Below are 9,504 nucleotides of genomic sequence, written 5' to 3'. Positions count from 1 at the left end.
GCCACCGAGTTGGAACCAGCGGGTGAAGTCCCACTGTGCTTCGGGGCCCCACAGGAACAGCAGGGAGTGTCCGAGGCTGTTGGCTGGGGTGGAGACTGCGACGGTGAGGAAGTTGGCTCCTTCGAGGTAGGAGCTTGCCAAACCGTGGGTGTACCAGGAGGTAACGAAGGTGGTGCCGGTTAACCAGCCACCGATCGCCATGTAAGCGCAGGGGAATAGCAGGATGCCAGACCAGCCTACGAAGACGAAGCGATCGCGCTTGAGCCAGTCGTCGAGTACATCAAAGATGCCTCTTTCGTTCTCGGCGCGTCCGACTGCGATTGTCATTACGGTAAAATCCTTTTGCTTGTTAAAAGACCAAGGTTTCTAATTAAACTTAACATAACTATATATTATAAGTTCATTAATTTTCAACTAGAACAGCAGGAGTTGATACAGAATCGCGATCGTGACTGGGCGATCGCGCCAGCGGAGTGAGACTAAGGTAGGCTAGTTGAATTAAAATTTTGGTTTAAGGCTGTTTAAATTTATGACTGCAAAAACAATGACCTCGATCGATTCTGTCCTGCGCTATGAGGTTTTGGGATCTCGTCGCTTCAGCAATTACTGGTGGGCAACGGTTGTCAGCATTGGAGGGACTGGTTTCCTGCTGTCGAGCATTTCCAGCTACTTACACAAGAACCTGCTGCCTTTTGCTGACCCGACTCAGCTTATTTTCATCCCCCAAGGCATCGCGATGGGTTTCTACGGTGTCTGCGCCCTGCTGTTGGGGCTTTATCTGTGGCTGACTGTTCTCTGGGATGTTGGCGGCGGATACAATGAGTTCGATCGCAAAACAGGTAACATTCGGATCTTCCGTTGGGGATTTCCCGGCAAAAACCGCAAACTTGATTTTACTTGCAAGACATCGGACGTGCAATCTGTGCGGGTCGATATTAAAGAAGGTCTCAGCCCCCGCCGCAGCATTTATCTTAAGCTCAAAGACCGCCGTCAGTTTCCCCTGACAAGAGTCGGACAGCCCATTTCTTTGTCTGATGTGGAAAATCAAGCTGCCGAATTGGCTCGATTTTTGCAAGTGTCCCTAGAAGGGCTGTAGAGATTTGGGATTTGGGATTTGGGATTTTCGATTTGATATTGGTAATGTTTTGTAGGTTGGACGGCGGGGCGCACAAAATCGATAAATCTAGAGTGCGCCCGGCCATGTACCCGATCTGAATGAAGTGAAAGTGAAAATACAAATGCAAATGCAAATCAAAATTCAGCGGTGGTTCTTCTCACTTTTAATAATTGGCGCGCTGTTTGTCGGGGGATGCGGTAGTTCCCCTGCTGCAAACTCTACTCCGACACCAAATCCGGCGTCGGGTGAAAGCATTTCTTTGTCTCCGTCTCCGTCTCCGTCTCCTGCTGCTGTGGCGGCGAGTTCGCAATTTAGCAATTTGCCACGCTTGCAAGGAAAAGCAACGGTAGTGATGACGGTTAAAGGTACTCCGATTACGATCGAACTCGACGGCACAAATGCCCCAATTACTGCGGGCAATTTTGTCGATTTGATTCAGAAAGGAGTCTACGACGGGCTGGTATTTCACCGAGTGGTGCGGGAACCTCAGCCTTTTGTAGTTCAGGGTGGCGACCCCCAGGGCAAAGACCCTAAATTCCCTGCGTCGCGGCTGGGAACTGGGGGCTTTATTGACCCGAAAACATCTGTCGAACGCAGGATTCCTTTGGAAATTAAAGCTAAAGATGCCCCGAACCCGACTTACAGCCAAACGCTAGAACAAGCTGGGATTGCTCAGAAACCCGTGTTGATGCACACTCGCGGGGCTGTGGCTATGGCTCGATCGCAAAGTCCTGATTCGGCTTCTTCTCAGTTTTACTTTACTTTGACCGATGTGCCGTTTTTGGACGGTAGCTATGCGGTTTTTGGCTACGTGAAGCAAGGGATGGATGTTGTTGATAAGATTCAAGCGGGCGATCGGATTGATAAGGCTACTGTGACCCAGGGTTTAGAAAATTTTAAGGCTGCTAGTTAGTCAGTTGACAGTTGACAGTTGACAGTTGACAGTTTGCCGTTGGGAGTTGGTAGTAGTTATTGGTTATTGGTAACAAGCCAAAACTAATACCTGATAACTACGCATCAACAACCAACAAGTCATAGATTACGAATAACTAATCACAACTAACTAATAACTACTGCCTTCTAACTGATACTTATGGATGTTGTGGTTACGGGAATTGGTCTTGTTTCAGCGTTGGGAAATCTGGAAAATAGCTGGAAAAGATTGTTATCTGGGGAGTCGGGAATTCGGCAACATCAACCTTTTTTAGAACTTGAACCGCAACTTTTGGCTTTGGTAGGTACAAAACCTGCTGATTTAATAAGTTTAATTTTGCCTGTTTTAGCAGATGCTTTGCAAGATGCTAATTTGACTTTGCCGATTCCTGATTGCGGAATTGCGATCGGTTCTAGTCGCGGCTTTCAGGCTAATTTGGAACTGTTGCTAAGAGAGGGGGAGAGGGGGAGATGGGGAGAGGGGGAGAGGGGGAGAGGGGGAGAGGGGGAGATGGGGAGAATTGCCCAATTACCAATGCCCAATTCCCAATTCCCGATGCCCAATTCCCAATTCCCAATTCCCGATGCCCAATTCCCAATTCCCGATGCCCAATTCGTGGACTTTTTGCCTCACATGGGGGCGATCGCGGTGGCGAGGGCAATTGGCTCGATGGGGCCTGTGCTGGCGCCGATGGCTGCTTGTGCGACGGGCCTACAGTCGATCGCCCGCGCTGTTGATTTAATCCGCACCGGTGAGTGTCAGCGCGCGATCGCTGGTGCTGTTGAAGCGCCAATTACACCGCTGACTGTGGCTGGATTTAACCGGATGGGTGCTTTGGCAAACACGGGCTGTTATCCCTTTGACGAAGAGCGGGAAGGCTTGGTGCTCGGCGAAGGCGGGGCTTTATTTGTATTAGAATCAAGTGAGTTGGCAACGCGCCGCAACGCTAGAATTTACGGTCTAATTTCCGGCTTTGGGTTGACAAATGATGCTTTTCATGCTAATTCGCCGGAGTTGGGCGGAAAAAGTGCGATCGCGGCGGTAAATCAATGTTTGAAACGTAGCAATTTAACGGCGGTTGATATAGATTTTATTCACGCTCACGGTACTGGAACTGATTTAAATGACCGACACGAAGCCCTGTTAATTCAGAAATTGTTTCGCCAAGGAGTTGCTGTTAGTTCGACGAAGGGGGCTACTGGTCATACTTTGGGAGCTTCGGGTGCTTTGGGCGTGGCTTTTTGTTTGATGGGTATTAAATACCAGGTGTTGCCGCCTTGTACTGGCATAAAAAAACCGGGGTTTGAGTTAGATTTTGTTCGCTGCGCCCGATCGACTTTTGTGAGAAATGCGGTTTGTTTGAGTTTTGGTTTTGGCGGGCAGAATGCTGGGATTGTGTTGTCGGGCGATCGTTAATTTTTGGTAATCGAAGGCGATCGGCATTGAAATTGCAGCATCTCTCTACAATTAAAATCTTGTGGGGGCGTGTCCGAAAGTGCGATCGCACTTCCCATTTAAATCTGAGATCAAATATCATATATATGTATTTTAGTCAATTAACTTAGAATGTTGGTGAGATTTCTGGTACCGCTGTGCTAGTCTGGCTCTCCATATCGAGGCTTACCCTTCCCTCAAAGCCAGGGATTCCAGAAAATAACAGCAAATTCCAGCAGTATTGTATTTTATTAACGCATCGATGCTTATAGCGCGAAGATAGAAGAAAGAAACAGTTTCAATTAAGCCTCAGGTATTTTCACATGGATCTGGCATCTCATCGATTTATGTCTTATTTTGAACCTCTTCAAGCTGCTCATCTGTGCCAAATAGCTGTATTGGAAAGTTTTGCTGAAGAAACGGTGGTTTTTGAAGAAGGAGAAACAGCCGATTTTTTATATCTAGTTTTAGAAGGTAAAGTCGAGTTTAGCAAGCGGATTGACAACAGTAAATATCAAACTATTGCTGTCGCTAAGCCCGACGATTTTTTTGGCGAACTCGGAGTTTTAGACGGAGAGCCTCGCAGTGCTAGAGCTGTGGCAGTTGCCGGATCGAGTTTGGCCAAAATAGGCCGCGAAGAATTGATAGCAAACCTCGAGTTTGCTAAAGGCAGTTCAGTAATGCAAATGTTTAGTTTCATTATTAAAAATTTGCGCTCTACCACGGATCAATATGTTAGCCAGTTCGTACACAAACAAAAAATGGTTTTGGTGGGTGAAATGGTGAGCACAATTATTCACGATTTCAAAAGTCCTTTTACCGGAATTAAACTCTCCAGCGAAATGCTCAAAGAAATGCACCCCGATGCTGAAACTCAGGAATGGTGTGAACTTATTCAGTTGCAAGTTCAGCGAATGTTGGGGATGGCTGAGGAAGTATTAGAATTTTCGCGTGGGAACTCTGCATTAAATAAAAAACCAGTTAATCTCATCCAGACGTTGCAGCAGTTTGAAAAGTTGAACAGAGTTTATTTTGAGGCTGCAAAAGTAGACTTAGTGCTGGGGGTATCAGAAGTGATAGTGGAAGCTGACGACAATAAGATTTTGCGAGTTTTACAAAATTTAGTTGGGAATGCTGTTGAAGCTTTTGGCGGACGCGGGGGCCGAATAGAGATTATGCTGACAGAAAGTGAGGATTGGGCAGAAATTAGCATTTATGATAACGGCCCTGGCATTCCGCAATCAATCAAGGACAAGTTATTTGAACCGTTTATAACCTATGGCAAGCGGACTGGTACTGGCTTGGGAACGGCGATTGCTAAGTCGATTGTTGATGCTCACAAAGGGGAAATTAGTTATGAGTCGGAAAACAAAAAAGGAACCACTTTTTACATCCGCTTGCCAAAAGTCATCAGTTAGTCTGTGGAGTTTAAGTAATGTTTGTTTGTCACCACCGACTTCAATCAATCATTTAATCGATTTGAGATTGTTCGACTTCCTTCGGCTCCCTTCGGCTACGCTCAGGACAAGATGCTCAGGACAAGTTTGAGATTGGATAGTTGCCCCCACAAGTGAATCTGGGAGCTTGAACTTTTGTCTAAAATGTTGGGAACATCTACGACTTAACTATGTGGAACATTACCAGTTTTTGGGCGGATCGCGATCGTGTGTATGGAGTGGCAGAATCAGGTATAATTGAATTAACGAACCGCTAAAAATCTGATGCCAGTTACTATTCAAACCTTACCCGCAGAAGTTATCGATTTAATTGCCGCAGGCGAAGTTATTGACTCGATCGCCGCTGCGGTACGAGAATTAGTAGAAAATTCTCTGGATGCTGGCGCAACTCGCATCGTTGTGTCTGTTTGGCCCGAACAATGGCGGGTGCAAGTTGCCGATAATGGTACGGGAATGGATCGGGAAAACTTGCAGCAGGCGGCTTCGCCTCACAGTACGAGCAAAATTACCACGGAAGCTGACCTTTACAAAATTGCTACTTTGGGATTTCGCGGTGAAGCTTTGCACAGTTTGGCTCAGTTGGGCTGTTTGGAGGTTTTGAGCAGGCCCAACGATTTGGGATTCGGAGATTATTGGGAAAATCGACAGTCTGCGGAAACCCCCCCTAGCCCCCCCTTAACAAGAGGGGGAGTTGAGAAGTCATCTTTGAACCAGCCGGGAGTTGAAAATGCTCGATCGGGCTGGCGGGTAGTTTACAACAACGCTGGGGAAGCTGTGGAGCTGGAAACAGTGGCAATTGCTCCGGGCACGGTGGTGACTGTGGCTAATTTGTTTGGCAATTGGCCTGTGCGCCGCACTTTTTTGTCGCCGGCACAGCAAATGCGATCGATCCAATCAATCCTCCAGCAAATTGCAATTTGTCACCCCTACGTTAATTGGCAGTTGCGCCAAGCAAATGCGCCTTGTTTTTACATAACTTCGGCGAGCACAGCGGAACAAATTTTGCCTCAGTTTGTGCGCGGCGTGCGATCGAGCGATTTACAATATTTAAAGTTAGATTTGCCTGCGAGTCCTGAGAATCAGAAAGTAGCAAATCTCTTGCGAGAAACTGAACTTGTGGGAGCTACAAGCAACCACAATTATCAATTCCCAATGCCCAATGCCCGATGCCCAATTCCCAATTCCCAGTCTTTGGAGTTAGTAATTGGTTTGCCCGATCGCTGTCACCGCAGGCGGCCGGATTGGGTTAAGGTGGCAGTAAATCGGCGGGTTGTGCGATCGCCCGAAATAGAGCAAACTATTCTCAGCGCCTTCGCCCGCACTTGTCCGCGCGATCGCTATCCCGTGTGTTTTGTTCACCTACAACTCTCCCCCTCGGAAATCGACTGGAACCGCCACCCGGCTAAAGTGGAAATTTATCTGCACGATCCGAGTTTTTGGCAAGCACAAGTTGGCGCTGCAATCGATCGGGCTTTGCACCTGAATGATGAGGTTTTGGCAGATCCTCCAATTCCCGATCGCGTGGGACAGTTGTTGAAAGCATCAGAACAAAAAAGTGCTTACAGTGTGGGGACTTCAGCTCGAAAGAGTGATGGCGGTGACGAACAGACAACAGGTCGTAAAATAGGATTGATGGAACTGAGGGCGATCGCTCAAGTTCACAATACTTACATTGTTGCAGAACACTCTAGCGGAATGTGGTTAGTCGAACAGCACATCGCTCACGAGCGCGTTTTGTACGAACGTATCTGCGCTGATTGGCAGCTAAAATCTCTAGAAAAACCAGTGATTCTCAGTCAATTATCTGCCCTGCAAATTGAGAATTTGTCCCGCTTGGGTTTGGAAGTAGAAAGTTTTGGCGAACAGTTATGGGCGGCACGGGAAGTACCGGATTTATTGGTCGATCGAGATGACTGTGCGGATGCGCTTTTTGAACTCAGTAAAGTCGCAGATTTGCAAGCTGCTCAAGTTGCTACTGCTTGTCGCAGCGCTATTCGCAATGGTACTCCTCTCAATCTTTCCCAAATGCAAAATTTGTTGGATGAATGGCAGCAAACTCGCAATCCGCGCACTTGTCCGCACGGCCGCCCGATCTATTTTGCGTTGGAAGAATCGACTTTGGCTCGGATTTTTCGCCGCAGTTGGGTGCTTGGAAAAAGTCACGGGATTTGAAGGTTAAAAGTTATGCTTTAAGATTCGCGTTACATACAGAATTGTTTTTTTTGAACCGCAGAGGGCGCAGAGAACGCAGAGAGGAAGAGAAGAGAGAAGAAATGTTTCAGAATTTGATTGTAGTGAGGAATGCAAGTCGGCATCAGACTAGAATAAAATAAAGAAAAATTTTTTGATAATCGTTTGTAGTGAGCATTTTGACCCGCAAAAATAAGGACTGAAGTCCTCACTACAAACCTTTTTTAGATGACAATAATAGATTGTGCGTTGGGAAGAAAAAAATGAAAAATGTTTTTATATTTTCGATTGTGTTAAATGTAGTTTTGCTATCTATTATCTTAATCTACACAGGGAAGCGGGGCTATTTGGGCAGAACTTTGGTAATGGCGAATGCAAATTATCTGGAATTGCCGACGGATACGCTGAGTTCTCAGTCTTGGTGGCAAGATGAGGTAAAGTATCAAGTTGCTGTGACTCAGAATACGCAGATAAAAACTTGTTTTTTTGGAGATTCCATCACTTCGATGCTGGGGAATAATCTGGGTGACAATTCTTTCAATTTTGCGATCTCTGGCCTGACTGCGATTTCTCAGTTGGAACAGCTTAAGTTTTTAACTGCTGCTCAAGTTAAGTGCGATCGCGCGATTGTTGCTCTCGGGACAAACGATGCTATTTACAGAAGTATGGAGGGACAATTTGTGAAAAATATGCGGCAAATAATTAGCACTGTCAAAAAAGATATGGGGGCGAAACAGGTGATTTTGATGCCAGCTTTTTATTCCACTATTGAGGCCAGTCGCGATGTTACTGTTGCTGCTCCGATTCCGAGAGTCGATAAGTTTAATCAGTTGATTCGCCAGGTTGCTGCTGCTGAAAATTTATCAATTGATGAAGCTGGTTTGCAGCCGTTATTTGAAGGTAAAGCTTTGAAGGCTAATTTGACTTCGGATGGCGTTCACCTCAATGCTGATGGCAAAAAAATCTATCGTGAAGCTTTATTAAAAATAGTGGCTTTTTTAGATAAAAAGGATTAACAGAATGACCGCAATATGAGAATTTCTGTCTCGTTTGTGTGGCCGATCGCAAACTAAATTCTAAAACCCTTGTCTAAAAGGCGATCGAATCGTTAAATTTCGTTAAATTCCATTGCAAAGCTATCCCAAATATCCCTGAACTTGGGTTCGTCGCGCATACTGAAAGAATCCACCATACACCAATTCTTTCTTAAGGAAATCTGTCATAATGGATGGCGATAAATGCCAAAAATCGGGTTGTACGGGAACGATCGAGGATGGCTATTGTGATGTCTGCGGCATGGCTGCCGTTAAAACCGCTGAACGGCTGCTTTCCTCCCCTCTCCCCACTGCATCGAACGCGAGCTTATCGAGAACCAATTCACCCACAGCCAGTACGCCGACGGGTTCATCCTCCGCAAGCAGCCGCAGTTCCCGGCGCACGGGTAGCGCCTCTAGAAGCAGCCGCAAACAATTAGGTGCGGGATTGGTGTCGATTCCGGAACTCCCTTCCACTGAACCGGAAAAGGCGCTGCTTGTAGAAGCCGTCGTCCCGGAAAACAAACGCTTCTGTTCCAGTTGCAACAACGCTTTAAGTCGGGAAAGAGGGTTTTGTCCGAAGTGCGGTCATAAGTATTCCTTCGTTCCCAGCCTCAAACCAGGCGATCGCGTCATTAACCAGTACGAAGTCAAAGGTGCGATCGCCTACGGGGGACTCGGCTGGATCTATTTGGGATTTGATAGGAGTCTGTCGCGCTACGTCGTTCTTAAGGGGTTGCTCAACACGGAGGACGAAGCCAGTGCTGCCGTTGCTGTAGCCGAACGCCAATTCCTCGCCTCTGTCAAACACGCCAACATCGTTGGGATTTACAACTTCGTCAACCACCTCAACGAAGGCTTCATCATTATGGAGTACGTTGGAGGTCAGACGCTCAAGGAGATTCGCAAGACGCGCGGAGTGTTACCTGTTGCTGAAGCGATCGCCTACATTCATCGCATTCTCGGCGCTTTTGCCTACCTGCACGCGCAAGGTTTAGTTTATTGCGACTTCAAACCGGATAACGTCATGCTCGAAAGCAATGACGTGAAACTGATCGATATGGGTGGGGTGCGGCGCATTGACGACTTAGATGGGGACATCTACGGAACAGTGGGGTACAGCGCACCGGAAGCAGGAGAAGGGCCCACTGTCGTCTCGGATTTATTCACGATCGGCCGCACCCTCGCCGTCTTGGTGACGAACATTTCGGGCTTCAGCAAACAACACCAGTACAAGTTACCGCTCGTAAAAACCTGGACAAAGCTACCCAAAAGTAGTCAATGTTAGACATCTACGTTGGTAATTTTAGTCCACAGTCCTAAAACTACAGGAATAAA

General features: G+C 46.9%; 7 protein-coding genes and 1 pseudogene. 7 read left to right on the top strand and 1 reads right to left on the bottom strand.

The genetic code is table 11. The features are described 5' to 3' along the window. Positions 1–327, bottom strand: a pseudogene (locus JGK07_RS31400) (photosystem II D2 protein (photosystem q(a) protein)); the annotation flags it as partial. Between the two features lie 202 nt (positions 328–529). Between JGK07_RS31400 and JGK07_RS31395 the strand changes: the two are divergent. The 7 genes from JGK07_RS31395 to JGK07_RS31365 all read left to right on the top strand — a co-directional run bounded on the left by JGK07_RS31395 (position 530) and on the right by JGK07_RS31365 (position 9,454). After that, positions 530–1,096, top strand: a complete 567-nt coding sequence (locus tag JGK07_RS31395) for a photosystem I assembly protein Ycf4 (RefSeq protein WP_293186889.1) — start codon at positions 530–532, stop codon at positions 1,094–1,096. A gap of 148 nt (positions 1,097–1,244) precedes the next feature. Next, a complete protein-coding gene (locus tag JGK07_RS31390; protein ID WP_293186888.1) occupies positions 1,245–2,030 on the top strand; it encodes a peptidylprolyl isomerase in 786 nt (261 codons plus the stop codon). A 180-nt stretch (positions 2,031–2,210) separates the two neighbouring features. Further along, positions 2,211–3,467: a beta-ketoacyl synthase N-terminal-like domain-containing protein gene (locus JGK07_RS31385; protein ID WP_293193716.1), complete on the top strand. Its 1,257-nt coding sequence runs from the start codon at positions 2,211–2,213 to the stop codon at positions 3,465–3,467. A 341-nt stretch (positions 3,468–3,808) separates the two neighbouring features. After that, positions 3,809–4,903, top strand: a complete 1,095-nt coding sequence (locus tag JGK07_RS31380; protein ID WP_293186886.1) for an ATP-binding protein — start codon at positions 3,809–3,811, stop codon at positions 4,901–4,903. A gap of 303 nt (positions 4,904–5,206) precedes the next feature. After that, a complete protein-coding gene (gene mutL / locus JGK07_RS31375) occupies positions 5,207–7,114 on the top strand; it encodes a DNA mismatch repair endonuclease MutL (RefSeq protein WP_293226642.1) in 1,908 nt (635 codons plus the stop codon). Between the two features lie 281 nt (positions 7,115–7,395). Next, positions 7,396–8,148 (top strand): SGNH/GDSL hydrolase family protein, encoded by a 753-nt coding sequence (locus JGK07_RS31370; protein ID WP_293226639.1) that lies wholly within the window; start codon positions 7,396–7,398, stop codon positions 8,146–8,148. A 208-nt stretch (positions 8,149–8,356) separates the two neighbouring features. Further along, positions 8,357–9,454, top strand: a complete 1,098-nt coding sequence (locus tag JGK07_RS31365; protein ID WP_293186883.1) for a serine/threonine protein kinase — start codon at positions 8,357–8,359, stop codon at positions 9,452–9,454. Positions 9,455–9,504 lie beyond the last annotated feature (50 nt).

Origin of the sequence: Microcoleus sp. PH2017_24_DOB_U_A, assembly GCF_020738205.1 — a bacterium.
Classification (GTDB): Bacteria; Cyanobacteriota; Cyanobacteriia; order Cyanobacteriales; family Microcoleaceae; genus Microcoleus.
Note: the sequence above shows the minus strand (reverse complement) of the source record. Positions and strands in the feature narration are given on the sequence as shown.

What these genes read in the sequence shown, in the direction of transcription:
- JGK07_RS31380 (WP_293186886.1), top strand. Translation starts at nt 3,809, where the DNA reads ATGGATCTGGCATCTCATCGATTTATGTCTTATTTTGAACCTCTTCAA.
- JGK07_RS31385 (WP_293193716.1), top strand. Translation starts at nt 2,211, where the DNA reads ATGGATGTTGTGGTTACGGGAATTGGTCTTGTTTCAGCGTTGGGAAAT.
- mutL (WP_293226642.1), top strand. Translation starts at nt 5,207, where the DNA reads ATGCCAGTTACTATTCAAACCTTACCCGCAGAAGTTATCGATTTAATT.
- JGK07_RS31370 (WP_293226639.1), top strand. Translation starts at nt 7,396, where the DNA reads ATGAAAAATGTTTTTATATTTTCGATTGTGTTAAATGTAGTTTTGCTA.
- JGK07_RS31395 (WP_293186889.1), top strand. Translation starts at nt 530, where the DNA reads ATGACTGCAAAAACAATGACCTCGATCGATTCTGTCCTGCGCTATGAG.
- JGK07_RS31365 (WP_293186883.1), top strand. Translation starts at nt 8,357, where the DNA reads ATGGATGGCGATAAATGCCAAAAATCGGGTTGTACGGGAACGATCGAG.
- JGK07_RS31390 (WP_293186888.1), top strand. Translation starts at nt 1,245, where the DNA reads ATGCAAATCAAAATTCAGCGGTGGTTCTTCTCACTTTTAATAATTGGC.